We start from the raw sequence: 23,661 nt of genomic DNA, 5'->3' as shown, positions 1-23,661 counted from the left end.
GGATCAGCCGCATGGACCATACCGCCGCACTCGTGTCGCTCGCGACCTCGGTGCCACCGCATCAGTTCCGCCAGAACGAGGTGATGGAGGCCGCACGCGTGGTGCTGTCGCCGCGCTTTCCGCAGTTCGACACGATGGCGAGCCTGTTCTCCAACACCGGCATCCGCCAGCGCTACGGCGTCAAGCCGATCGAATGGTACATGGAGCGCCGCGGCTGGCCCGAGCGCACCGAGGCCTATCTCGAAGGCGCCGAGGCGCTGTTCATCGATGCGACCAACAAGGCGCTCGCGCAGGCCGATCTCGCAGCCGCCGACATCGATACCATCGTCACCGTGAGCTCGACGGGCATCGCGACGCCGACGCTGGAAGCGCGCGTCGCCGGGCGCATGGGTTTCCGCGCGGACGTGTCGCGCGTGCCGGTGTTCGGCCTAGGCTGCGCCGGCGGCGTCTCGGGCCTGTCGATCGCCGCGCGGCTGGCGCAGGCCCGGCCCGGCACCAATGTGCTGCTGGTGACCTTCGAATTGTGCACGCTGGCTGTGCGCCATGATGAGTTGACGAAAGCCAACATCGTCGCGCTGAGCCTGTTCGGCGATGGTGCCGCAGCGGCGATCCTGCGCGCCGGCGATGGCGGCGCTATCAGGGTCGAGGCGACCGGCGAGAAGCTGTGGCCGGATACGCTGGATATCATGGGCTGGAGCGTCGATCCCGAAGGCTTCGGCGTGATCTTCCAGCGCACCATTCCTGACTTCGTTACCGAGAACATGGGCCCGGCCGTCAACGAGATCCTGGACCGGATGAAGCTCGCGCCGTCCGACGTCGATCGCTTCGTCTGCCATCCCGGCGGCGCCAAGGTGATCACGGCGCTGGAGCGCGCGCTGTCGCTCGGCCAGGGCACGCTGGATCATGAGCGCGAGATCATCGCCGACTACGGCAACATGTCCGCGCCGACCGTGCTGTTCGTGCTGGAGCGCGCCCGCGCCCGGGGCTTGCCGCCGCGCTCCGTGCTGACGGCGCTCGGACCTGGGTTCACCGCAAGCTGCGTTTCATTGAGGCACGCCGCATGACCTTCGCCGCCTTCGTCCTCGCCCTCGTCACCATGCAACGGCTCGGCGAGCTCGTGCTCGCCCGCCACAACACCAAGCGCCTGCGCGCCATGGGCGCGGTCGAGGTCGGGGCGGATCACTATCCGCTGATGATCTCGATGCATGCGGCCTGGCTGGTGTCGCTGTGGCTGCTCGGCGCCGACCAGGAGGTCGACCCGTGGCTCTTGAGCGGCTTCGTGCTGCTGCAGGGGCTGCGCTGGTGGGTGCTGGCGACGCTTGGCCCGCGCTGGACGACGCGCATCATCATCCTGCCCGGTGCGCCGCTGGTGACCGATGGTCCCTATCGCTACATCTCGCATCCGAACTATCTGGTGGTCGCAGCCGAGATCGCGCTGCTGCCGCTGGCGCTGCATCTGCCGCTGATCGCGCTGATCTTCTCCGGCCTGAATGCGGCGGTGCTGTTCATCCGCATCCGCGCCGAATCGGAAGCACTCACCGGCATCGGCGGCGGCCAGACCGCATGAGCGCATCGGCCGCGCCGCAGGATCGTCCGAGCCTCGCCACCTGGCTCGGCTTCATCCTGATGTGCGTCGGCATGTTCATGGCGATCCTGGACATCCAGGTGGTGGCGACGTCGCTGCCGACCATCCAGGAGGCGCTCGGCATCACGCCGGACGCGATGAGCTGGATCCAGACGGCGTATCTGATCGCCGAGATCATCGCCATTCCGCTCACCGGGCTGCTCACGCGCGTGTTCACGTTGCGCTGGCTGTTCGTCGGCGCCGTTGGCATCTTCACCGCCGCCTCGCTCGGCTGCGCGTTCAGCGGCGATTTTCACACGCTGCTGGCGTTTCGCGTGCTGCAGGGCTTCTTCGGGGGTCTCCTGATCCCCGTCGTGTTCTCCGCCGTGTTCCTGCTGTTTCCACCGCGCCTGCACGCGGTCGCGACGACGATCGGCGGCGTGGTCGCGGTGCTCGCACCGACCATCGGCCCGGTCGTCGGCGGCTTCATCACCAACACCTGGTCGTGGCCCTGGCTGTTCCTGATCAACATCGTGCCCGGCATCATCGCCGCGTTGATGACGCCAAGCCTGCTGCCGAAGCAGCGCATGGATCTCGCGGAGCTCGACAAGCTCGACCTGTTTGCGCTGTTGCTGCTCGCGGTGTCCCTGGCCAGCCTCGAGCTCGGGCTGAAGGAGGCCCCGAAGGGCGGCTGGCTGTCGTCGAACTGCATTGCGTTCCTGGTGCTGAGCGCGTCATGCCTCACTTTGCTGATCCAGCGCCTGCTGGCCTCGCCGCATCCGATCCTGCGGCTCGGCAGCTTTCAGCGGCGGTCGTTCACGCTCGGCTGCCTGTCGAGCTTCTGTCTGGGCATCGGGCTGTTCGGCTCGGTCTATCTGATGCCAGTGTTCCTCGCCTTCGTGCGCGGCCACGACGCGTTCGAGATCGGCAAGATCATGCTGGTCACCGGCGTAGCGCAACTGATCGCCGCTCCGCTGGTGACGGCGCTGGACGGCAAGGTCGACGCGCGTCTCCTGACGGCGTTCGGCTTCGTGCTGTTCGGCTTCGGTCTGGCAGCGAGCGCGTTCCAGCCGCCGACTGCGGACTATCAGGAGATGTTCTGGCCGCAGGTGGTGCGCGGCGTCGGCATCATGTTCTGCCTGCTGCCGCCGACGCGGATCGCGCTCGGTGACCTGCCGCAGGCCGAGGTCGCCGATGCCAGCGGGCTGTTCAACCTGATGCGCAATCTCGGCGGCGCCATCGGCATCGCGCTGATCGACACCATCATCTATGGCCGCGTCGCCATGCATGCCCAGGCGTTTCGCGACCGCCTGCTGGCCGGCGATACCGCGGCGGCCAAGGCGATCGGGCTCGCGCCGGAGCTGCTGCGCAACCGGCCGCGCGGCGTCTCGGAGGAGCAGGCGATCGCCTATGTCCGGCCGCTGGTGGAGAAGGCCTCGCTGGCGCTGTGCGTCAACGAGGCCTGGTCGCTGCTCGCCGGTGTCGCGCTGCTCGGCTTCCTGCTGATCCCCTTCGCCCGCGCCAAGGCGGCGAGCCTGTCGCCGCGGATGATGGCGCTAGAGGCTGCGCAGCCGGCGCTCCGGCGACGGCTCGATCAGTTCGGGCCGCGGTCCGGATAGGCGCTTGTGCAGGTGGACCATGAAGGCCATGCCGAACAGCGGCGTCGCCAGGTTCACGATCGGGATGGTGACGAAGGCCGCGATGATCAGCCCCGCGGTGAACACGGTCACCGCATTGTCGCGCCGCATCGCCTTGGCCTCCGCCGGCGGCCGGAAGCGCATCGCGGCCAGCTCGAAATATTCGCGGCCGAGCAGCCAGGCCGTGGCGAGGAAGAAGATCACGAAGCCGGCGCCGGCCAGGAACACGAAGGGCAGGGCGACCAGATAGATCAGGATGGTGAGGCCGGCGGCCTTGAGGCCCTCGATGATGGCGACGCCGAAAGGCAGGGCGGCGCCGGGGCGCTCGGCCGGATAATGCTCGCGCTCGACGAGGTCCGCGACGTCGTCGACGAACAGGCTCGCGATCACCGAGGTGATCGCCGGCATCAGCATGATGCCGCCGAACACGACGCCGAAGCCGGCGGCGATCGAGATGATCCAGGTGAGCACTTCGAGGGTGCCGTGCGAGTTCGGCCCGAGCATGGCCTCCGCCCAGCCCTCGCCGGCGGTCGCAAGCCAGGTCAAGAGCCGCTGCAGCCCGATCGCGAGCACCGTGACCAGCACCAGCGCCAGCCCGATCGCGCGCCACAGGATCGAGCGCATCGGCGGCGACAAAATCTGCGAAATCGCCTTGATGGCGGCGTCGATCATGGCGGGGTCCCTCGCTGCAAAGCCCGCGGCAGAGGTAGACATGCCGGCGGGCTTCGGCAAGTCCGCCGGCATCGTATCAAAGTTCGGTCGCCCGCAGTCGCAGCGCGTTGCCGACCACGCTGACCGACGACAGCGACATCGCGGCGGCGGCGATGATCGGCGACAGCAGGATGCCGAACAGGGGATAGAGGACGCCCGCGGCGATCGGGATGCCGGCGGCGTTGTAGATGAACGCGAAGAACAGGTTCTGTCGGATGTTGCGCATCGTCGCCGCCGACAGCTTTCGCGCCCGCGCGATACCGCCGAGGTCGCCCCGCAACAGCGTGATGCCGGCGCTCTCCATCGCCACGTCGGTGCCGGTGCCCATGGCGATGCCGACGTCGGCCGCGGCGAGCGCCGGCGCGTCGTTGACGCCGTCGCCGGCCATCGCGACGATCTTGCCGCTGGCGCGCAGACGCGCGACCACCGCGCTCTTCTGCTCGGGCAGCACCTCGGCCTCGACCTCGGTGATGCCGATCTTGCGCGCGACCGCGGTGGCCGTGGTGCGGTTGTCGCCGGTCAGCATGATCACCTTGATGCCGTCGGCCGCGAGGGCCTTCAGCGCCTCCGGCGTCGAGGCCTTGACCGGATCGGCGATCGCAAACAGCGCTGCCGGCTTGCCGTCGACAGCCATCGTGATCACGGTGGCGCCCTCTTCGCGCAGCCGCTTGCTCTCGACACCGAGCGTATCGGTGATGATGCCGAGCGAGGCCAGGTAGGTGGCGGTACCGAGCACGATGGATTTGCCGTCGACCTCACCGCGGGCGCCCTTGCCGGTCGGCGCGTCGAAGCTCTTGACGTCGGCGAGCTTGATGTTGCGCTCGGTGGCATGACGGACGACGGCAGCGGCGAGCGGATGTTCGCTGGCGCGCTCCACGCTTGCCGCGAGCCGCAGCGCCTCGGTCTCGTCGAAACCATCAGCGGTGACGATCGCCGTCACCTTCGGCCTGCCCTCGGTCAAGGTGCCAGTCTTGTCGACGACCAGCGTATCGACCTTCTCCATCCGCTCCAGCGCCTCCGCGCTCTTGATCAGCACGCCGGCCTGGGCGCCGCGACCGACGCCGACCATGATCGACATCGGCGTCGCGAGACCGAGTGCGCAGGGACAGGCGATGATCAGCACGCTCACGGCGGCGACGAGGCCGAAGGCGAAGCGCGGCTCGGGACCGAACGCGTACCACGCGACGAAGGCGGCAATGGCAGCAGCGATCACCATCGGCACGAACCAGCCCGCGACCTGGTCGGCGAGGCGCTGGATCGGCGCGCGCGAGCGCTGCGCGTCGGCGACCATCTGCACGATCTGCGACAGCAGGGTCTCGCGGCCGACCTTGTCGGCGCGCATCACGAAGCTGCCGGTCTGGTTCAAGGTGCCGGCGATGACGCGCTCGCTTTCGGCCTTGGTCACGGGCATCGACTCGCCCGTCACCAGCGATTCGTCGAGCGAGGAGCGGCCTTCGAGAATGATGCCGTCGACCGGCACCTTCTCGCCGGGACGCACGCGCAGGCGATCGCCGACCGCGAGCTCGGCGATCTCCACCTCGTGGTCGTTGCCGTCGGTGTCGAGCCGCCGCGCCGTCTTCGGCGCCAGCTGCAGCAGCGCCTTGATCGCGCCCGACGTCGCGTCGCGCGCGCGCAGCTCCAGCACCTGGCCGAGCAGGACGAGAACGGTGATCACGGCGGCCGCCTCGAAATACACCGCGACCGCGCCGCCATGGCCGCGGAACGCCGGCGGAAACGTCTGCGGCGCCAGGGTCGCGATCACGCTGTAGACATAGGCGACGCCCGTGCCCATCGCGATCAAGGTGAACATGTTGAGATTGCGCGTCTGGACCGATTGCCAGCCGCGGACGAAGAACGGCCAGCCGGCCCACAGCACGACTGGTGTCGCCAACGCGAGCTGGATCCAGTTCGACAACATCGGATCGACAAAGCCATGGCCGCCGACGAGGTGGCCGCCCATCTCGAGCACGACGACGGGAGCGGCGAGCAAGGTGCCGATCCAGAATCGCCGCGTCATGTCGGCGAGCTCGGGATTGGGCGCGTCGTCGAGGCTGATGACGTCGGGCTCCAGCGCCATGCCGCAGATCGGGCAGGTGCCCGGGCCCACCTGCCGGATCTCGGGATGCATCGGGCAGGTGTAGATCGTGCCTGCCGGCATCGCGGGCGGCGACTCGCGTTCGCCGCGATATTTGTCGGGATCAGCCGCGAACCTGGTGCGGCAGCCGGCCGAGCAGAAATGGAAGGTGTGACCCTCGTGCTCGAAGCGATGCTTCGAGGTCGCGGGATCGACGCTCATGCCGCAGACGGGATCGATGACCTTTGCCTGGTCATGCTGATGCGCATGGTGCTCATGACCGCCACAGCACGACTGCGCGGCTGCAGGTGCAGTGGCGGCTGCGAGATACTTGGCGGGATCGGCGGCGAACTTGGTGCGACACCCGGCCGAGCAGAAATGGAAGGTGTGACCCTGATGCTCGAAGCGATGCGTCGAGGTCGCCGGATCGACCGACATGCCGCAGACCGGATCCGTGACCTTCGCCGGTTCAGGCGCAGCGTGGTCCGAGCCGCCGCAGCAGGCCCCCGAATCGCCGTCAGGCGCCGCGCCGGCACGATCGCTGCAACAGTTGTCCGCGGATGCTTGGTTGTGTCCGGTTTCCACCGCGCGCGCGTGCGATCCACAGCCGCATCCGCCCTCGCCGGCGGCCGCGCCACCATGCTCGTGTTTGGTTTCCGACATCGCCCAGCCTCTTGAAACCTATACCCTGTAGGGGTATATAGGCCCCATGCGCGAGGACATCAAGACATCCTGTCAGAAACGTTTGAGCCGGATCGAAGGGCAGGTCAGGGGCCTGTCGAAGATGGTCGAGGACAACCGCTACTGCATCGACATCGTGACCCAGATCTCCGCTGTGCGGGCGGCGCTGCGCCGGGTCGAGGAGGAGATCCTGCGCGACCACGTCGCGCATTGCGTCGAGCACGCGATCGCCTCCGGCGACAAGGCCGATCAGCGGCAGAAGATCGCGGAGCTGATGGACGTGATCGGCCGGTCGGATCGCTGAGCAGAATGGATGACGATCAAACCGCGACCTTGCGCCGTCGGGCAGCCGCGCGCGGCGCGACCTGCCGCACCGGCTCGGCGACGAGGTAATGCTCGTTGACCACGAGCCGTTCGCTGACTTCCTCGATCATCATTTCCTCAGCCGGAACCGGCTGCGCCGCCTCTTCGTCAGCCGCCTCAGGAACGAGCGGCGGCGCTGTGACGGAGCCTGGAAACACGGCGAACTCGCCCGCTACCTCCGCGAGCGGCTTCTGCTTGTCGGCCCAGTGCAGCGTCGTGTAGTCGAATCCATTGACGATGGTCGGCTTGACGATCTCGAAATAGGGCGAGATGTCGAAGTCGCGCGGCATGTAGAGCGACGAATCGCGGATGTGCAGGATCTCGCGCTTGGCACGCCGTGAGGGGGCCCGCGTGATCTTCGGCAGGATCGGATAGCGGACCGCGTCGAACGCCTGCGCGATCAGCGCCGAGCAGATCATCTTGGTCGGATCGCCCGAACCCAGCGCGATCATGCGCCGCCGCCAGCGTTGCGGAACCGGCATCGGGATCAGATAGCGCATCAGGTCGATGATGTTCTTGGTGTCGTAGCCGAAGCCGATGCGATTGATGGCGTAGCGGCACACCGTGTGCCGGTCCTCATAGGTCAGGCCGACCGGACGGCACACGCGGGTATGATAGGCGAAGTATTTCGACAGCGGCGCCGAGATCACGCCGTCGCCGACATAGGCCTCGACCAGCACATGCGGCTCCCCGTCGGGCTCGACGGCGCCATCGATGGGGCCGACATAGAGCGCGGCGTGCGACCAGGTCGACTGCGTGAGATATTTGATGATGCCGGAGATGCGGCTGTTGCCCTCGACCAACAGCACGTCGCCGGGCTGGACGTCCTTGCGCAGGTAGTCCGGATCGCTCGGCGTGAACGGCTCATAGCCGGGGATCTCCTTCTGGAGATAGGCGGCAATCAGCTTGCCGATCTGGTCGAGCACGATACCCATAACGCTCCCCAGGCGACCTTGGCCGGTCGCCGGCTTTTTCCCTTCTTCCATGATGGTCGATTGCGGTTGCAATTTGGTTCATAGTCGAAGCAGTCCGCACGGTATCGCGTTTACCATCCCGGTTGCCGCAGCGCGGCAGATACGGCAAATTCGGTCGGTATTCGTTTCGTTCAAAGCTTTCGGAAACCATGTCATGAACTTCACGCGCCGCGGCTTCCTCTCCGCTTCCGCGGCGCTGGCCGCGCTGCCCATCTCAGGCGGCGCCGCGCAGGCGGCTGTTCCACGCGAGGCTGACATTGTCGTGATCGGGGCGGGTGCGGCGGGAATCGCCGCGGCGCGCCGGATCGTGGCCGCCAACCGCAAGGTCGTGGTGCTGGAGGCCTCGCCGCAGCTCGGCGGCCGCTGCAGCACGGATGTCGCCACCTTCGGCGTGCCGTTCGATCGCGGCGCCCGCTGGCTGCTCAGCGCCGACAGCAATCCCATCGGAAGGCTCGCGCGCGGCGTCGGACTCGATCTCGTCGCGGCTCCCGTCGGGCAAAAGATCCGGGTCGGCCGGCGCAATGCGCGGCCCGGCGAGACCGAGCAGTTCCTGGCCGGGCTGGTGCGCGCCAATCGCGCCATCGACGAGGCGGCGCGCGGCAAGCTCGATACCTCCTGCGCCGCGGCGCTGCCGAAAGATCTGGGCGACTGGACCAGCACCACCGCGTTCGTACTCGGCGCCAGCGCGACCGGAAAGGATCTCGCCGATCTCTCCGCGATGGACAAGGCGCGCGCACAGGGTCGCAGCGCTCCGCTGGCCTGCCGGCAGGGGTTGGGCACGTTCCTCGCCAAGCTCGGCGAATCGTTGCCGTCATCGCTGTCGACTCCGGCAACGCGCGTCGTGTGGACCAACCGCGACGCCGCGGTGGAAACGCCGGCGGGGCGAATCGCGACGCGCGCCATCATCCTCACGGTGTCGACCAACGTGCTGACATCAGGCGCCATCAAGTTCGTGCCCGAGCTGCCGAAGCGGCAACTCGACGCCGCCGCCAAGCTCAGCCTCGGCAGCTATGATCACATTGCGCTGATGCTGGCGGGCAATCCGCTCGGCCTGTCGCGGGACGAGGTCATCATCGAGCAGAGCAATTCCAACCGCACGGGTCTGCTGCTTGCCAATATCGGTGGATCGTCGCTTTGTACCGTCGATGTTGCCGGCGCCTTCGGCCGCGAACTATCAGTGCAGGGCGAGGCGGCGATGGCCGACTTCGCCAGGGAGTGGATCGGCAAGCTGTTTGGAAGTGAAGCCGCCGCAGCGGTGAAGTCGTCAGCAGCCACGCGCTGGAACCAGGTGCCGGGCGTGCTCGGCGCGATGTCGGCGGCCACGCCCGGCAGCCAGGGCGCCCGCAAAATTCTCGGCGAACCGTTGGGCCCGCTGTTCCTGGCCGGCGAGGCCACGCACGAAACGCTGTGGGGCACGGTCGACGGCGCCTGGGACTCCGGCGAGCGCGCCGCCGAAGCCGCGCTGCGCCGGATCGGCGCGATCAAGGACGCCGAGCCGGAGCCGAGCAGTGAGCGGCAGCGACCGCGCCGTCGCGGCAAGGTGCGCTCGGCCTCGCCGGAGGATTGACCGTCGATCCGCAAACTCATCAGCAAGATGGTGGGCACGGCGCAACTGCGATCTCCAGCGTTGAAATGGCACGGCTGCGCCTTTGCCCACCCTAGGGCTGATGCAGGCGAGCTGCCGATTGAAGCACGCCTTGGCTACACAGGCAGCTTCAATTCCATCAGGTCTTTCGCGACCACGATGCGGCCCGCGTAGTTCTTCTTCACCTCCCGCGTCCAGTCCTCGTCCGTCACTTCGGGATCATCACCGGGTACGAAGTGGCTGAGCACCAGCACTTTCACGCCTGCAGCCGCGGCGATGCGTCCGACGTCTTCCGTGGTCGTGTGACTGTCGAGCAGGTGCTTCTTCAGCGTCGAGCCGTTCTTCGTCTTGGCGACCAGCCGATCGACCGCGGGCACATAGAGGCATTCATGCACGAGCACATCGGCGCCCTTGGCAAACTCTGCAAGCTTCGGGTTATAGGCGGTGTCGCTCGAGAACACGATCGTGCCGTCGGGCGTCTCGAACTTGTACGCGAAGTTGTCGGTGATCGGCGGATGTGGCGTGCGGAACGCGGTCACCGTCACGTTCGCCGTCTTCAGCACGACGCCGTCCGTGTCGATATCCTTCGCGACCAGGAGTGGCCGCGGATCTGGCCGGCCTTCGTCCGCGATGCGGGTGTCGACGTCGAACTTGTTAGTTTCCCAGAAGCTCCTGGTCATCGCCTCCAGGCCCCTCGGTCCGAACGACTGGATCGGCGTCGATAATCCTGCGGCCCAGGCGTTGTAGAACAGATTGCCGTATTCGAGATTGTGATCGGAATGGTGATGGCTGATCAGGATGTACTTGATCGATGGGATCGGAACCCCAGCACTGACGAGCTGACGGCTGACGCCCATGCCGCAATCGATCACGAACGGCGTGCCGTTGACGACGACGAGGTTGGCCGGATTTGAAGCGCCCACGCCGACGCGTGGGCCGCCCTTGGTGCCGAGGAAGACGATGCGCGTGCCGGACTTCGCGCCTTGCGCGAACGCCGCGGGCGCCGCGATGGCGCCGGCCGTTCCCAGCGCAAGCTTGAGCATCGTTCGCCGATGGATCACGGTGGCCTCCCTGTCTGCTTCGTTGGAGGAAGGCTAACCCCGCCCGAGCACGCCGTCGAGGGCCGGCAGGCCGGCGATCACGGCGATTGCGATCAGCGCGTAGCAGATGGCGCGAAACACCTGCTCGCTGGCACGGCCGAACAGCGACGCGCCGAACGCGACACCAAGCGCGTAGACCGGACCGATCAGCAGCGAAAGCTTCAGCGAATCCCAGGTGATCAGCCCGCTCATTGCGTAGCTCACCATAGCGAAGAAGTCCGATGCGCCGAAGAACAGTACGATATTCGCTCGCGCGATCTTTGGCGGGATCGGGCGTCCCAGCCAGTAGCCGACGATCGGCGGGCCCCCGGTCTGCGCCAGTCCGCTGCAGAATCCGGAGATATAGCCGACAGCGACCGACAGCGCGGTGTACTCCCTGCCGCGATAGCGCCAGCCGGACAGCAGCAGCGCAAGCAGCGCGATCACGAAACCGGTGATGATCCAGCGTACGGTGACAGGGTCCAGCCGGCTGAGGAAATAGGTGCCCACGGGCACGCCGACCAACGCACCCGCGACGATCACGGCGGTGGCCTTGCGGTCGGCCTCACGCCAGGCCGGCGCCACCATTGGGGCCATCGATACGAAGTCGATCACGAGAAGCAGGGGCGCGACCAGGCGCGGCGTCGCAAAACTGCTCGCGAGCGGCATGAAGATCAGCGCCGCGCCGAAGCCGGAGAAGCCGCGCGCGGTCGCGGCGATGAAAGCGACGATCGCCAGCGCGATCGTCGCGAACGGGCTGAGATCGGCAGGGATGAGCCCGGACAGGCTCATCCGCGCAACGTGCCGCCGGTCTTCTTGGCGACGTCCGCGGTGATCTTCGCCGCCACGGCATCGATCTCCTCGTCCGTCATCGTCTTGTCGCGCGGCTGCAGGGTGACGGCGATCGCCACCGACTTCTTGCCGTCCTCGATGCCCTTGCCCTCGTAGACGTCGAACACGGCGACATCGGTGATCAGCTTCTTGTCGACGCCCTGCGCGGCGCGCACGATATCGCCGGCCTTGACCTTGCGGTCGACGATGAAGGCGAAGTCGCGCGACACCGGCTGGAATGCGGACAGCTCCAGCACCGGCTTGGCGCGCGTCGGCTTCGCCTTGGCGGCCGGAATGCGATCGAGGATCACCTCGAAGGCGACGAGCGGCCCGTCGGCTTTCAACGCCTCCAGCGTGCGCGGATGCAGCTCGCCGAAATGGCCGAGCACGTTCTGCGGTCCCATCTGGATCGTGCCGGAGCGTCCCGGATGCATCCAGGCGGGGCCGCCGGCGACGATCTGCAGCGACGCCATCGGCGCGCCAGCGGCCGCGAGCACGGCGAGCGCGTCGGCCTTCGCGTCGTAAGCGCTCGCCGCCTGCGATCCCGTCCAATGTCGGCCGAGACCCTTCGCCGACGCGACGCCACGGCGGATGCTGCTCGCCGCCATGAGCTGGTCCGCGGGGCCATCGCCCTTGAAGATCTGCCCGACCTCGAAGATCGCGGCATCGCCGAAGCCACGATCGGCGTTGGCCTGCACGGTTGCGATCAGTCCCGGCAGCAGGCTCGGCCGCATGTCGGAGAGATCGGCGGCAATCGGGTTCGCAAGCGCGAGCTCGGCCTTGCCGCCGCCGAACAGCTCGGCCGCCGGCTTGGAGATGAACGACCAGGTCACGGCCTCGACCATGCCGCGCGCCGCCAGCGCGCGCTTGGCGCGCCGGGTGCGCAGCTGGATCGGCGTCAGCACCGGCTTTCGAGGGGCATCGCCGCGCTCGAACGGCGTCATCGGCACCTTGTCGACGCCAACGATGCGCACGACCTCCTCGACGATGTCGGCCTTGCCATGCACGTCGCTGCGCCAGGAGGGCACCGCGACCTTCACGACCGGGCCGTTGCCGGCGACCACGAAGCCGAGATGCGTCAGGATCCGCCGCATCTCGGTCAGCGGCACCTCGATGCCCGCCAGCCGCTTCACCTCGGTCAGCGGGAAATCGATGATACGGTCATCACCAAACGGATTGCCGACGACGACGGTCTCCGACGGCGTGCCGCCGCACAGCTCGAGCACGAGCCTGGTCGCCATCTCCAGGCCCGGCACCATGAAGGCCGGATCGACGCCGCGCTCGAAGCGGTAGCGCGCGTCGGAATTGATGCCGAGCTTGCGGCCGGTCTGGGCGATGTTGATCTCGTTCCACAGCGCCGATTCGATCAGCACGTCGGTGGTGTCTTCATCGCAGCCGGAGGCTTCGCCGCCCATGATGCCGGCGAGCGATTCGACGCCGGAATCGTCGGCGATGACGCACATCGAATGGTCGAGCGTGTAGGTACGGCCGTCGAGCGCGAGCAAGGTCTCGCCGTCACGCGCGCGGCGGACGACCAGATTGCCCTTCACCTTCTTGGCGTCGAACACGTGCAGCGGACGCGCGCGGTCGAAGGTCATGTAGTTGGTGATGTCGACCAGCGCGTTGATCGGGCGCAGGCCGATCGATGTGAGGCGCTGCTGCAGCCACTTCGGCGACGGGCCGTTCTTGACGCCGCGCACCAGTCGCAGCGCGAAGCCCGGACACAGCTTCTCGTCCTCGACCGTGACCTTCACCGGGCAGGGGAGCTCGCCCTTCACCGGCCTGATGCCGGGGTCCTTCAGCTTGCCCATGTCGGCGGCGGCGAGGTCGCGGGCGATGCCGTGCACGCCGGTGCAATCCTGGCGGTTCGGCGTCAGGTTGATCTCGAACATGGGATCGCCGAGGCCGGCCCACTCCGCGTAAGGAGTGCCGATCGGCGCATCCGCCGGCAGCTCCATGATGCCGTCGTGATCGTCGGAAATCTGCAGCTCGGCCGCCGAGCACAGCATGCCGCGGCTCTCGACGCCGCGGATCGTGCCGACCGAGAGCGTGATGTTCTTGCCGGGGATGTAGGTGCCGGGCGGCGAGAACACCGACACCAGGCCCGCGCGCGCGTTCGGCGCGCCGCACACCACCTGCACCGGCGCGCCACCGTCACCGGTGTCGACCATGCAGACGCGCAGCCGGTCGGCGTTCGGGTGCTGCTCGGCGGAAACGACGCGCGCGATTCTGTAAGGCGCGAGCAGCTTCGCCTTGTCCTCGAGATGCTCGACCTCGAGGCCGATCATCGTGAGCTTGTCGGCGAGCGTCTCGACCGACTCATCGGTGTCGAGATGGTCCTTCAGCCAGGACAGCGTGAATTTCATGGCTGCATGCCTCGGATCTTGCTGGTGTTTGTATCGTGTGTGTTGGCTTCGTATGTGCCGTCTTGGCCGCTTGCACAGCTCTCTCCGCTCCCTCCCCCCTTGTGGGGGAGGGTTGGGGAGGGGGGTAAGCCACGGGCGCGGACGGCGAGAGCCTGACGGATGGCTTCAACGACGCCTTCCAAGTTCGAAGTCACCTGCTCGTTGGTGAAGCGGTGGACTTCAAAGCCTTCGGCTGCGAAGAATGCGTCGCGTTGGGCGTCTCTTGCCTGCCGTTCGGCGAAATCATGCGATTCCCCGTCGAGTTCGATGACAAGCTTTGCCGAGAAGCAGACGAAGTCAGCAATGTAGTTACGAAACGGGACTTGGCGGCGAAAGCTGGCGCCATCGATCCGGTTCGCCTTGATGTAGCGCCAGAGCAGTGTCTCGGCGCGCGTCATCGCCTGGCGAAGTTGCTTCGCCCGGCGGCGATGGCGCTCGCTGACAACTGCGTGCGGCATCCGGGGCTACCCCCCTCCCTGACCCTCCCCCACAAGGGGGGAGGGAACGGAGAAACCGGTGGTTGTCGAAGCGCGCGCGCGGGGGATCCAGCCCTCCCCCGCAAGCGGGAGAGGGAGTCCTACCGCCCGAGCGGAGACAGCGAGGCCGGCAACGCTCACGCGCTCAATCCCCCCGCGAGCGTCGGCACATCCAGCGGCTTGAAGCCGTAGTGCGACAGCCAGCGGACGTCGCCCTCGAACAGCTGGCGCAAATCGCTCATGCCGTATTTCAGCATCGCGATGCGGTCGATGCCCATGCCCCAGGCAAAACCCTGGTACTCGTCGGGATCGATGCCACAGGCGCGCAGCACGTTCGGGTGCACCATGCCGCAGCCGAGAATCTCCAGCCAGTCCTCGCCCTCGCCGAAGCGGATCTCGCCCTTGTCGCGGCGGCACTGGATGTCGACCTCGAGCGACGGCTCGGTGAACGGGAAGAACGACGGCCGGAATTTCATGTTGATGTGGTCGACCTCGAAGAACGCCTTGCAGAACTCGTGCAGGATCCATTTGAGGTGGCCGAGATGCGAACCCTTGTCGATGACGAGGCCCTCGACCTGGTGGAATTGCGGCGTGTGGGTCGCGTCCGAATCGATGCGGTAGGTGCGGCCCGGGCAGATCACGCGGATCGGCGGCTTCTGGCTCAGCATGGTCCGCACCTGCACCGGCGAGGTGTGGGTCCGCAGCAGCATGCGCGAGCCGTCCGGCTTCGGATTGAAGAAGAACGTGTCGTGCATCTCGCGCGCCGGATGGCCTTCCGGGAAGTTCAGCTTGGTGAAGTTGTAGTCGTCGGTCTCGACATCGGGGCCTTCCGCAATCGAGAAGCCCATGTCGGCGAAAATCGTGGTCAATTCGTCCAACACCTGGCTGAGCGGATGGATGCGGCCGGTCTCGGCCGGCGAATCCTGCAGCGGCAGGGTGACGTCGATGGTCTCGGCCGCGAGCCGCGCGTCCAGCGCAGCGGCCCTGAGCACCTCGCGGCGCGCGGTGAGCGCCTGTGTGACCTTGTCCTTGGCGAGGTTGATCGCAGCACCCTGCGTTTTGCGCTCGTCCGGCGACATCTTGCCGAGGGTGGCCAGCAGCGCCGAGATCGAGCCCTTCTTGCCGAGGGCGGCGACGCGCACGGCTTCCAGCGCGGCTTCATCGCCGGCGGTGGCGATCTGGTCGAGGATCGAGGTCTCGAGCGAGGCGAGGTCGGACACGGTCAAAATCTCCGCGGGACAAAGGCGGCTGGGTTGTCGCCGCGCGGGCGACAGGGGTCAAGCGAAAGGATCGATGTCGCCGAACAGCAAAAAGCGGCCGAGATCGTCGGCCGCTTTGCAGTCCTCGCGATGAGGAAGGGCGATCAGGCGGCGAGCGCCGCCTTGGCCTTCTCAACGATCGCCTGGAACGCGGCGGGCTCGTTGATCGCGAGATCCGACAGCACCTTGCGGTCGACAGTGATGCCGGACTTGGACAGGCCGTCGATAAATCGGCTGTAGGTCAGCTCGAACGGACGCACAGCGGCGTTCAGGCGCTGGATCCAGAGCGCGCGGAAGGTGCGCTTCTTGCGCTTGCGATCGCGGAACGCATACTGGCCGGCCTTCTCGACGGCCTGCTTGGCGGTGCGGATCGTGTTCTTGCGGCGGCCGTAATAGCCCTTGGCGGCCTTGAAGACTTTCTTGTGCTTGGCGTGGGCGGTCACACCGCGTTTGACGCGAGACATGCCGGGTATCCTTGGATTCAGAGATGACGATCAGCCGCGGCTTGGAGGCGGCCAGGGTTTCGGAAGCGAGAGGCCGGTCAGGCGTTCGGCAAGAAGTACTTCTTGACGTTGTCGCCGTCGGTCTTGAACAGCACGCGGGTGCCGCGCAGCTGCCGGATCTGCTTCTTCGTCCGCTTGATCATGCCGTGGCGCTTGCCGCGCTGGGCGTGCATCACTTTGCCGGTGGCAGTCACCTTGAAGCGCTTTTTGGCGCCGGATTTGGTCTTCAGCTTGGGCATTTGGCTCTCCTTCATGCCAACGGCAAGCCGCCCGCAAAAGCGGCGCCATCAGGCGAAAATGCTCGTTAGAGCGTTGGTTGTGCTCAGGTATTGGGTCCAAACAAGGATCCACCCGCACAGGGACATCGCCACGGCAGCCCTTGATCAGCCGGGCGACGAAGGCCGCGCTTATGCCAGAGACGGTGGCTCTTGGCAACGCTGAACCGCCGAATCGGCTCGTCCGAGCCATGGTCAGCCGACATGCGAGCCGCGGGTACAGGTATCCCAGGGCGGCCCTCGGCCACCAGCACCGGCCGGCTCCGTTCGGTGGAGCCGCAAAGGCTCCTCCGGCAGCTGCAGCGGGCGGTGGCAGGTCCTGATCCACGCCCGCAAAGAGCGGTTCTGACGGGGCCCTCAAGAGAAAAGCCCGCCAGACGTGTGGCGGGCTCGGTTTGGTGCGTCGGTGGCTGGCGACTAGCGCGGGGCCAGAACCATGACCACCTGGCGTCCCTCGAACCGCGCGTCCTGCTCGACCTTGGCGAAAGCCGCGACGTCGGACTTGACCTTGTCGAGCAGCTTGGTGCCGATCTCCTGGTGCGCCATTTCGCGGCCGCGATAGCGCAGTGTGATCTTAACCTTGTCGCCCTCTTCGAAGAAGCGCTGCATCGCCCGCATCTTCACGTCGTAGTCGTGATCATCGATCATCGGGCGGAGCTTGATCTCCTTGATCTCGACGACCTTCTGCTTCTTGCGGGCCTCGGCGGCCTTCTTCTGCGCCGAATACTTGTACTTCCCGTAGTCCATGATCTTACAGACGGGAGGATTGTTGTTCGGCGAAATCTCGACCAGATCCATGCCGGCATCAGCGGCCATCTTGATCGCAACCACGGTCTCGACAGTGCCGCGGTTGGTACCTTCTGAATCGATCAGCTGGATCTGCGCATTGCGAATCTCATCATTTGTGCGCGGCCCGTCTTTGACGGCAGCGGGCGGGGCTCGATTGGGGCGGCGAATGGGTAGTTCTCCAAGGTTGTGGAAGAAGGCGACTATTTTGAAGGAAGATGCCCTCGCGGGCAAGACAGCTGGCGTCCCGTGCGTCGAATTAACATCCGGCCGTCATGGCTCCTGCGTCGCACGCGCAGGACTTCGGCGCGGCCGTGCATTCCCCAAAGGGACCACATGGCCAAGAATGGCGATCAAAACCGCACTTTCGAGGCCTCGTGGTTCCGCTCGCGGACATAGAGTGCGCGGGGCCCTTTCGCAAGCGGCAGTGCCCGGTCGAGCGGATTGACGCGACCGGCTGGTTCGCCCACACAGCCCCCGAAATCGAGTAACGATCCATGAACCCTGCTGCAGAAAATGCCGATACACCCGTCTTCGTCACCGTCGGCGCGGGCGAATCGTCGCGCCGGATCGCGGTGCGGGCGCGGCCCGGCCGCCCGCCCGGGCTGTTCTGGCTCGGTGGCTTCAATTCCGACATGAAAGGCACCAAGGCGCTGGCGCTCGACGCCTGGGCCGCCGAGCGCGGCCGCGCCTGCGTCCGCTTCGACTATTCCGGTCACGGTGAATCCGGCGGCCGCTTCGTCGACGGCACCATCGGCCGCTGGCTCGAGGAGAGCGTCGCGGTGTTCCGGCAAATCTGCCGCGGACCGCAGGTCGTGATCGGTTCCTCGATGGGCGGCTGGATGGCGCTGCTGCTGGCGCGCGAGCTGCTCAAGGACCCGGCGGAGGCGACGCTGGCTGGCCTGGTCCTGATCGCCCCGGCGCCCGATTTCACCGAGGAGCTGATGTGGAAGGGCTTCCCGCCGGCGGTCCAGACCGAGATCGAGTCCAAGGGCGTCTGGATGCGTCCGTCGGAGTATGGCGAGCCCTATCCCATCACCAGGGCGCTGATCGAGGACGGGCGCAATCATCTCCTGCTCGGCGGTGCCATCAAGGTCGGCTGCCCGGTGCGCATCCTGCAGGGCGCGCAGGACCCGGACGTCCCCTGGCAGCACGCGTTCGCACTGACCCACCGCCTGCCGGCCGAAGACGTGGTGCTGACCATGATCCAGGACGGCGACCACCGGCTGTCGCGTCCGCAGGACATCGCGCGTATGCTGGCCGCGGTCGGTGAGATGGGCTGATGCGGCCCGCTTCAGCATCGGGCTTGCCATTCCGCGCGGACGCTCTCGTCGGTCTCTGACGTCAGCGCCGCCTCCGCACGTCGCGCGAAGGCGGCCTCGTCGAGCAGCCGCGCGAGCGCCCAGGCGGCGGCACCGCGCACCAGTGGACTCGGATCGGCGGCAAGCCGTTCGGCGGCCGGCGTCAGCGCCGCATCGCCGGAGTTGCCGATCGCGATCAGCACGTTGCGCAGGAAGCGGTCGCGGCCGACGCGTTTGATCGGCGATTTCGTGAACAGGGCGCGAAACGCGGCGTCGTCGAGCGCCGCCAGCGCGGCGAGATCGGGGGACCGCAGCGATTCGCGGGCCGCCAGCTTCGCCTCGCGCCCCGCTTGCGCGAACTTGTTCCACGGGCAGGCGGCGAGGCAGTCATCGCAGCCGTAGATGCGGTTGCCCAGCGCCTTGCGGAACTCGCGCGGGATCGGCCCCTTGTTCTCGATGGTGAGATACGAGATGCAGCGCCGCGCATCGAGGCTGTAGGGGGCCGGGAACGCCGCGGTCGGACAGCTGTCGAGGCAGGCTCGGCACGAGCCGCAATGATCGCGCTCCGGCGCATCGGCGGGCAGGTCCAGCGTGGTGTAGATGGCGCCGAGGAACAGCCAGGAGCCGAAACCGCGCGACACCAGGTTGGTGTGCTTGCCCTGCCAGCCGAGCCCGGCCGCTTCGGCCAGCGGCTTCTCCATGACGGCTGCGGTGTCGACGAACACCTTCACATCACAACCGGCCTGTGCGACCAGCCAGCGGGCGAGCGTCTTGAGGTTCTTCTTGATGACGTCGTGATAGTCGTCGCCGCGGGCATAGACCGAAATCGCAGCGTTGCTGCGCTGGGATAGGACCGCGCGCGGATCCTCGTCGGGGCCGTAATTGACGCCGAGCATGACCACGCTGCGGACCTCCGACCACAACGTGGCGGGATCAGTGCGGCGGGACGGCTCGCGCGCCAGCCAGTCCATGTCGCCGTGCTGGCCGGCGGCGAGGAAGCGTTCGAACGCGGCGGCCCGCTCGGCGCTCACGACCGGGTCGGTGATGCCGATGGCATCGAAGCCCAGCCGTTGCGCCTCGGCGGCCAGCGCCGCCTTCAACGTCTCCGGCGTGGGCCTATCGGCGCTCAGAAGTCCAAGTCCACATAGGTCCGCGACGCCGGCACGCCCGCCAGCCAGTCGGAGAGCAGCGGTCGGAACGACGGCCGCGACTTCACCCGCGCGTACCACGCCTTCGCCGCGTCGTCCTCGATCCATGGCACGTCGCCCAGATAGTCGATCGCCGACAGATGCGCGGCGGCGGCCAGGTCGGCATAGGTCAGCCGGTCGCCCGCCAGGAAATTGCGCCGCTGCGCCAGCCAGCCGATATAGGCGAGATGATAGCGCACATTGGTCTTGGCGGCGCGAATCACGTCGGTCGACGGCGGCCCGCCGCCATCCTCCTCGCTCATGAAGCGCTTGTAGATGCGCTCGGTGACCAGCAGGTTCGAGGCCTCCTCGAAGAACTTGGTGTTGAACCAGTCCATCAGCCGGCGCACCTCGACGCGCTCGGCCGCCGACGCCGGCATCAGCCGGCGATCGCCCATCTCGGGCCCGCAGGTCTCGTCGATGAACTCGGCGATCACGCCGACACCGGGCACCGGCGGCAGGCCTTCGACCGACAGCACCGGCGTGGTGGCCGCGGGATTGAGCACGAGGAACGCCTCGCGGCGCTCCCAGGCGCGTTCCTCCACCAGGCGCAGATCGAGCCCGTATTCGCCGAGCACCAGCCGGACGAAGCGTGAATGCGGGCAGAAGGGATGGTGGTAGAGCGTGTACATGGAGCCTTTCGACGATTCCGCGGCTACGGCGCTTAACGAACAATCAACCATCGGTTCGCACCGACGCCTCGTCCCGATACCGGCGCGCGGGTGCGCTCGCGAATCGGACCATTAGCGCATGGTCGGCGAAAGTGTAAGCAGTAGGGCGACGGGCGGTCATGCGGGAAACGGCGCTTTCGGGAACAGCGATCAGCGCGCCCGATCCGCTGTCCGGCATTGCCTCGTTCTGATTCGCATGGCCGATCACACGCCGGTTCATTCATCGGATGTGGCCGGTTCGAGCGCTTTTTGCAATTGCGGGCGGGAGCCGAATAGGCGAGAAGGGCCGCGTTTTGCCGGCAATCCAGGATCCGATCAATGATGTCAGATACGCTGCGGGCGGTGCTTCTCGGCATAATCGAGGGCGTCACCGAGTTTCTTCCCGTATCCTCGACCGGCCATCTGCTGCTGGCGGAGCGCTTCTTCGGGCTCGGCGACGAGGGCTTCTGGAAGAGTTTTGCGATCCTGATCCAGCTCGGCGCCATCCTCGCCATCGTCGCGCTGTACTTCTTCAAGCTGTCGCGCGTCGCCATCGGCGCGATGTCGAACGCTGACGACCGCCGCTTCATCATCGGCGTGCTGATCGCCTTCCTGCCCGCCGTCATCATCGGCCTCATCGCCGGCAAGTACATCAAAGCGCTCCTGTTCGATCCCTGGGTCGTGTGCTTCTCGCTGATCGTCGGCGGCGCCATCCTGCTGTGGGTCGATCAGATCGATCTCAAGCCGCGGGAGCACGACGCCACGCGCTATCCGCTCATGATGTATCTGTGGATCGGCGTCGCGCAGTGCCTCGCGATGATCCCCGGCGTGTCGCGCTCCGGCGCCACCATCGTGGCGGCGATGCTGCTCGGCGGCGACAAGCGCTCGGCCGCGGAGTTCTCCTTCTTCCTGGCGATCCCGACCATGGTCGGCGCCTTCGTCTACGACTTCTACAAGAGCCGCGCCGAGATGACGTCCGATCACCTCGGCCTCATCGCGATCGGCTTCGTCGTCTCCTTCATCACCGCCATGATCGTGGTGAAGGCCTTCCTCGGTTACGTCACCCGCCACGGCTTCGTGCTGTTTGCCTGGTGGCGCGTGATCGTCGGCACCCTCGGCCTGATCGCGCTGGCGCTGGGGAAGTAGTTATCGCGTAGGGTGGGCAAAGGCGCGCAGCGCCGTGCCCACCGTTCTCACCGAGTATGCCAAAGCAAGGTGGTGGGCACGCTTCGCTTTGCCCACCCTACAGATACCCTCACGCGTTCTTGCGCTGGAACTGCCCGGACGGCCGGAAGCGCCAGAGATATTGCGGGGCGACCGCCTCGAGCGAGTCAGGCGTGATGCCGAGGCCCTGCAAGGTCAGCCCGGCCGCCTTTGCCGCCTCCGACACCACGTTGTCGTGGCGCAAGAGCTCGACCTGGTCCGGCGTCAGCTTCAGCGGCCCCGGCGCGAACTGCAGGATTGCGGCCTGCAGTTTGGCGAGCCCGAACGGCAGCGGCAGCAGCGCGCGGTCGCGATCGGTGATGTCGAGGATGATTTTCAGGATTTCCCGGAAGCTCAGCACCTCGGGCCCGCCGAGCTCGTAGGTCGCGCCCGGCTGCGCCTTGCCGTCGACCGCATCGGCCACCGCGGTGGCGACGTCGCCGACATAGACCGGCTGCATCTTCGTCTCGCCGCCGCCGATCAGCGGCAGGAACGGCGAGACCCGCGCGAGCGCCGCAAAGCGGTTGGTGAACTGGTCCTCGGGGCCGAACACGACCGAGGGGCGCATGATCACGGCCTCGGGCACCGCGGCCAGCACGGCGGTCTCGCCGGCCGCCTTGGCGCGGGCATAGCTCGAGGTCGACTCTGCGTCGGCGCCGATCGCTGAGACGTGCACCATGCGGGCGCCAGCGGCGGCCGCCGCCTTGGCGACGGTGGCGGCACCCTCGGCCTGCACGGCCTCGAAGGTCTGCGCGCCGCTCTCGGTCAGGACGCCGACGAGGTTGATCGCGACATGGCTGTCACGCAGCGCTGCCGCGACCGAGTCGGGATAGCGCAGATTGGCCTGTACGGCGTGGATCTGGCCGACCCGGCCAAGCGGCTGCAGGTGGCCGGCGAGCTCCGGCCGGCGCACCGCGACACGGATGCGGTAGTCGCGCTTGGCCAGCGCCCGGACCACGTTGCGCCCGACGAAGCCGGAGCCGCCGAAGACGGTAACCAATGTGTCCAGATTCGATGCCATGGAATGAGTCCTGGGATTGCCGGGCGGTCGGTCCGCCCCGGACGAGATAGCTGTCAGCGGCGATTCGCACCCCGCGGCCCGCCATCCTGGGCCGCTGTATAGCCCATCGTCCGCACTGCGGAAAAGAGAGCCGTGTTTTTGCGCATGGCGTCAGAAAAATTGTCATCTTGGGCGTTCAGCGGTTTGACAAGCGCCCGTTCGATCCGTACACAGCGCCCCCATGCCCAGGTGGCGGAATTGGTAGACGCGCTGGCTTCAGGTGCCAGTGGCTTAACGGCCGTGAAGGTTCGAGTCCTTTCCTGGGCACCATTTTGATAGTGACCTCCCCCGCACAAGAGATCTCCGACAGACGAGCGCGCTGATGCGCGTTGCGGTCGAATAGAGGTTGGTGTCGATTGGCCCGGTGTCTTCGACACATCGGCCTCACGGGTTTCCCCGAGATTGCGAACGATTTTGCTTCAGGCTTCCGTGATGCCGCTGATGCAAGCCGCGAGCTCCCACCCTCCCCCTCCAGGGGAGGGTGGGCACCGTCCGCGTGTCTACCGATCACCATGCTTGTGGCCCCTCTCGGAGCAAGACTGCTCAATCTCGCGACGCATCCCGCGCCCGAGCTGTGAAGATCGTCTCGCCCCCGTCAATCATGAGGGCGCAGGGAAGGCCGGGTGCCGACTGCACCCATGGCCCGCCAGCGGAAGAAAATGCTGGCGGCAGGAACCACAGGTACGCGCCGGATCATCCGGCCTTCCCTGCGCGAGTGGTTTTAACGGCTGCTTCGCATTCTCCCTGGTGCGCCGGGCTTGTTGGCCACCATCCTCAACCCGAAGCGAAAGCTTCGACGTGAGTTGATATCAGCGTCGGGATATCAGGACCGCGCGACTTGACCGTGCGTGCCTCGCCGTTCGTCCGCGCGAACTAATTCACGCTGCGTCGACACACGCCCATCGCATCCCACTGCCAACGATCCGTGACGGTCGCGAAACGCCCCTCATGCGGCAGCAGGGACGCGCGGAAATGTGCAGCTGATTTGCCCGACGAGGCTGGGCAAGAATCCGAATTAGGGGGGTGAGAGGGCTCGGCGCGGTGCAATTTCGAGCCA

The 23,661-nt window shown here is 66.8% G+C and carries 21 protein-coding genes and 1 tRNA gene; 8 read left to right on the top strand and 14 right to left on the bottom strand.

What is annotated here, in order from left to right:
- Positions 1-11 precede the first annotated feature (11 nt).
- The 3 genes from QX132_RS31240 to QX132_RS31230 are packed head-to-tail and all read left to right on the top strand — an operon-like array spanning position 12 to position 3,183.
- Positions 12-1,064, top strand: a complete 1,053-nt coding sequence (locus tag QX132_RS31240; RefSeq protein ID WP_316163680.1) for a type III polyketide synthase — start codon at positions 12-14, stop codon at positions 1,062-1,064.
- On the top strand, positions 1,061-1,567 hold the full coding sequence (locus tag QX132_RS31235; RefSeq protein ID WP_315716838.1) for an isoprenylcysteine carboxyl methyltransferase family protein: 507 nt from the start codon (positions 1,061-1,063) through the stop codon (positions 1,565-1,567). The genes QX132_RS31240 and QX132_RS31235 overlap by 4 nt, the downstream gene beginning before the upstream one ends.
- Positions 1,564-3,183, top strand: coding sequence for a DHA2 family efflux MFS transporter permease subunit (locus QX132_RS31230; protein ID WP_315813480.1), 1,620 nt, complete (start codon positions 1,564-1,566; stop codon positions 3,181-3,183). Before QX132_RS31235 ends, QX132_RS31230 begins: the two co-directional genes overlap by 4 nt.
- Here QX132_RS31230 and QX132_RS31225 read toward each other — a convergent pair.
- Together QX132_RS31225 and QX132_RS31220 are read right to left on the bottom strand one after the other, a co-directional pair.
- Positions 3,121-3,873 (bottom strand): sulfate transporter family protein, encoded by a 753-nt coding sequence (locus QX132_RS31225; RefSeq protein ID WP_316163679.1) that lies wholly within the window; start codon positions 3,871-3,873, stop codon positions 3,121-3,123. The two genes, QX132_RS31230 and QX132_RS31225, sit on opposite strands and share 63 nt — an antisense overlap.
- A 76-nt stretch (positions 3,874-3,949) precedes the next feature.
- Positions 3,950-6,649, bottom strand: coding sequence for a heavy metal translocating P-type ATPase (locus QX132_RS31220; protein ID WP_316163678.1), 2,700 nt, complete (start codon positions 6,647-6,649; stop codon positions 3,950-3,952).
- Between the two features lie 46 nt (positions 6,650-6,695).
- On the opposite strand from QX132_RS31220, the gene QX132_RS31215 reads away from it, so the two are divergent.
- Positions 6,696-6,971, top strand: a complete 276-nt coding sequence (locus QX132_RS31215; protein WP_315716843.1) for a metal-sensitive transcriptional regulator — start codon at positions 6,696-6,698, stop codon at positions 6,969-6,971.
- 16 nt (positions 6,972-6,987) lie between these two features.
- Here QX132_RS31215 and QX132_RS31210 read toward each other — a convergent pair whose 3' ends face one another.
- Entirely contained in the window at positions 6,988-7,965 is a 978-nt protein-coding gene (locus tag QX132_RS31210; protein WP_315758191.1) for a YiiX/YebB-like N1pC/P60 family cysteine hydrolase, read from the bottom strand.
- A 193-nt stretch (positions 7,966-8,158) separates the two neighbouring features.
- On the opposite strand from QX132_RS31210, the gene QX132_RS31205 reads away from it, so the two are divergent.
- The gene (locus QX132_RS31205; RefSeq protein ID WP_316163677.1) at positions 8,159-9,571 is read left to right on the top strand and encodes a flavin monoamine oxidase family protein; all 1,413 of its coding nucleotides are present in this window, start codon (positions 8,159-8,161) and stop codon (positions 9,569-9,571) included.
- Between the two features lie 134 nt (positions 9,572-9,705).
- On the opposite strand, the gene QX132_RS31200 is transcribed toward QX132_RS31205, so the two are convergent.
- From QX132_RS31200 to infC, 8 genes are all read right to left on the bottom strand, one after another.
- Positions 9,706-10,650: an MBL fold metallo-hydrolase gene (locus QX132_RS31200; RefSeq protein ID WP_316163676.1), complete on the bottom strand. Its 945-nt coding sequence runs from the start codon at positions 10,648-10,650 to the stop codon at positions 9,706-9,708.
- A 33-nt stretch (positions 10,651-10,683) separates the two neighbouring features.
- Entirely contained in the window at positions 10,684-11,460 is a 777-nt protein-coding gene (locus QX132_RS31195) for a sulfite exporter TauE/SafE family protein (RefSeq protein ID WP_315784929.1), read from the bottom strand.
- A complete protein-coding gene (pheT, locus tag QX132_RS31190) occupies positions 11,457-13,865 on the bottom strand; it encodes a phenylalanine--tRNA ligase subunit beta (protein WP_316163675.1) in 2,409 nt (802 codons plus the stop codon). Before pheT ends, QX132_RS31195 begins: the two co-directional genes overlap by 4 nt.
- Complete coding sequence (locus QX132_RS31185; RefSeq protein WP_315740368.1) at positions 13,862-14,362, bottom strand: endonuclease domain-containing protein; 501 nt, start codon at positions 14,360-14,362, stop codon at positions 13,862-13,864. The genes pheT and QX132_RS31185 overlap by 4 nt, the downstream gene beginning before the upstream one ends.
- 155 nt (positions 14,363-14,517) lie before the next feature.
- Positions 14,518-15,600 carry a phenylalanine--tRNA ligase subunit alpha gene (gene pheS / locus QX132_RS31180; RefSeq protein WP_316163674.1) on the bottom strand — a complete coding sequence of 361 codons (1,083 nt, stop codon included), beginning with the start codon at positions 15,598-15,600 and terminating at the stop codon, positions 14,518-14,520.
- Positions 15,601-15,743: 143 nt separating this feature from the next.
- Positions 15,744-16,103 (bottom strand): 50S ribosomal protein L20, encoded by a 360-nt coding sequence (gene rplT, locus QX132_RS31175; protein ID WP_012040570.1) that lies wholly within the window; start codon positions 16,101-16,103, stop codon positions 15,744-15,746.
- A 77-nt stretch (positions 16,104-16,180) separates the two neighbouring features.
- Positions 16,181-16,381, bottom strand: a complete 201-nt coding sequence (gene rpmI, locus QX132_RS31170) for a 50S ribosomal protein L35 (protein ID WP_008539890.1) — start codon at positions 16,379-16,381, stop codon at positions 16,181-16,183.
- A 453-nt stretch (positions 16,382-16,834) separates the two neighbouring features.
- Positions 16,835-17,374 (bottom strand): translation initiation factor IF-3, encoded by a 540-nt coding sequence (gene infC / locus QX132_RS31165; protein ID WP_315740503.1) that lies wholly within the window; start codon positions 17,372-17,374, stop codon positions 16,835-16,837.
- Between the two features lie 326 nt (positions 17,375-17,700).
- Here infC and QX132_RS31160 point away from each other — a divergent pair, with 326 nt between their 5' ends.
- Entirely contained in the window at positions 17,701-18,486 is a 786-nt protein-coding gene (locus QX132_RS31160) for an alpha/beta hydrolase (protein WP_316163673.1), read from the top strand.
- A gap of 11 nt (positions 18,487-18,497) precedes the next feature.
- Here QX132_RS31160 and queG read toward each other — a convergent pair whose 3' ends face one another.
- Positions 18,498-19,682: a tRNA epoxyqueuosine(34) reductase QueG gene (gene queG, locus QX132_RS31155; protein WP_316163707.1), complete on the bottom strand. Its 1,185-nt coding sequence runs from the start codon at positions 19,680-19,682 to the stop codon at positions 18,498-18,500.
- On the bottom strand, positions 19,631-20,323 hold the full coding sequence (locus tag QX132_RS31150; RefSeq protein ID WP_315758183.1) for a glutathione S-transferase family protein: 693 nt from the start codon (positions 20,321-20,323) through the stop codon (positions 19,631-19,633). The genes queG and QX132_RS31150 overlap by 52 nt, the downstream gene beginning before the upstream one ends.
- A gap of 357 nt (positions 20,324-20,680) precedes the next feature.
- On the opposite strand from QX132_RS31150, the gene QX132_RS31145 reads away from it, so the two are divergent.
- Positions 20,681-21,487 carry an undecaprenyl-diphosphate phosphatase gene (locus QX132_RS31145; protein ID WP_315740364.1) on the top strand — a complete coding sequence of 269 codons (807 nt, stop codon included), beginning with the start codon at positions 20,681-20,683 and terminating at the stop codon, positions 21,485-21,487.
- 109 nt (positions 21,488-21,596) lie between these two features.
- Here the strand turns inward: QX132_RS31145 and QX132_RS31140 are convergent, their stop codons facing one another.
- On the bottom strand, positions 21,597-22,565 hold the full coding sequence (locus tag QX132_RS31140) for a complex I NDUFA9 subunit family protein (RefSeq protein ID WP_316163672.1): 969 nt from the start codon (positions 22,563-22,565) through the stop codon (positions 21,597-21,599).
- Positions 22,566-22,787: 222 nt separating this feature from the next.
- Here QX132_RS31140 and QX132_RS31135 point away from each other — a divergent pair.
- Positions 22,788-22,874: transfer RNA gene (locus QX132_RS31135), tRNA-Leu, on the top strand.
- The last annotated feature ends 787 nt before the right edge of the window (positions 22,875-23,661 follow it).

The sequence above is a fragment of the Bradyrhizobium sp. SZCCHNRI20481 genome (genome assembly GCF_032485055.1).
Taxonomy (GTDB): Bacteria; Pseudomonadota; Alphaproteobacteria; order Rhizobiales; family Xanthobacteraceae; genus Bradyrhizobium.
The sequence above is the reverse complement of the archived record's forward strand: the minus strand, read 5'-3'. Positions and strand labels throughout refer to the sequence as shown.